Source organism: Pseudovibrio sp. POLY-S9 (assembly GCF_001431305.1).
Classification (GTDB): Bacteria; Pseudomonadota; Alphaproteobacteria; order Rhizobiales; family Stappiaceae; genus Pseudovibrio.
The window spans coordinates 200,563-201,814 of record NZ_LCWX01000200.1; the positions used below are offsets into that span (position 1 = coordinate 200,563).

The following is a 1,252-nucleotide window of genomic DNA, read 5'->3' on the forward strand; positions in this document are numbered from 1 at the left end:
AGAGATCGATCGCATCTCACGCAAATAATCCTCTGGATGTGAGGGGAGAAGTTCTCCCCTTCACACATCCGCTCTCTGCTACCCTTTCTAAGAAAACCGTGTCAAAACTGATCTGTGGTGTGGGCTGTTTGGGTATTTGTCGCTCAAATACGCTCTGTAGATGTATGTTACGGTTTCATACTTGGTTTTTCTTTTTTTTCCGAGACTTTGCTTTTGCAATCGGGCCTTTTGTGGTTTTGGTTGGATCTCTAACATCGCCATTACTACTGATGAAAGGATGGGCGACCTTTATGTTTTCGTCCGAAATAAGCTTGAGTATGCGGATAAGAATATCCTCCTGAATAGCGAGGTATTCATCCCGGCTTGATGCTTTGACACCATTTTCGACGAGAATTGAGAAGCCGTTTTCGTCTATCTCTTCCAGCAGAACTTTTGAAGCGTCTGGCAGAGAGAGTGGGTGTTCGGCTAGCATTTGCTTTATTTTGGAGATGACGGCCTCTAGTTGTTCTGCTGTTGTATCGAACTCTAATGAGAAGTGTTGAACGACACGAAAATGATCTTTTAATGTGAAGTTCAGGAAGTTCATTTTTGCAAGGTCTGCATTAGGGATGGTTACCAGCGTTCTGTCTTTGGTTCTGATCCGAGTTGAGCGCATGCCGATGGATGTTACGTGACCGCGGACCTTGTTGAATTCGCAATAATCTCCGACACGGACAATGCCGTCTGCATAGAGGATCAGGCCGCCGAGGAGGTTTTCGAGCGTGGGTTGAGCGGCCAGGGCGATTGCGAGGCCGCCAACACTGATACCTGCGATGATGCCGTAGAGCGGGATGTTCAGGCGGGTTGCGCCGTACGTGAGCAGAATGAGAGCGCACAGGATGGCGAAGAACTGCGTTGCTGTGCGGATGATGCTGCGGTCGATGGAGGCAACGCCGCGGTTCTTGAGCAGCACCAGCTCGCTCAGGAGGCGGAGGACCTTGTAAATGATGACTGCGCCGCCAATCCAGACGAGTGTTTCGATGGTCAGGTCATAGACTTGCAGCACTGGACCACCGATGTTGATTTGATAATCAGCCAGATAACGCAGGAAAATGAGAGAGCCGACAATAACGCCGGAGGTGATGATGCTGAGCACTTGCCGCCGGACCGGCTTCTTGCGATCTGGTAAGCGTCGCATGGTGGTGACGAAGAAGAAAAGAATGACTGCGGCGATTGCTGTGATCAGGATCAGTGCGAACCACTGCCAAACGGC

1 protein-coding gene is annotated in these 1,252 nt (G+C 50.2%); it reads right to left on the reverse strand.

What is annotated here, in order from left to right; translation table 11 throughout:
• Positions 1–175: 175 nt before the first annotated feature.
• Positions 176–1,252: mechanosensitive ion channel domain-containing protein (locus PPL9_RS33530; protein ID WP_208989514.1), on the reverse strand; the 1,077-nt coding region annotated here is incomplete at its 5' end.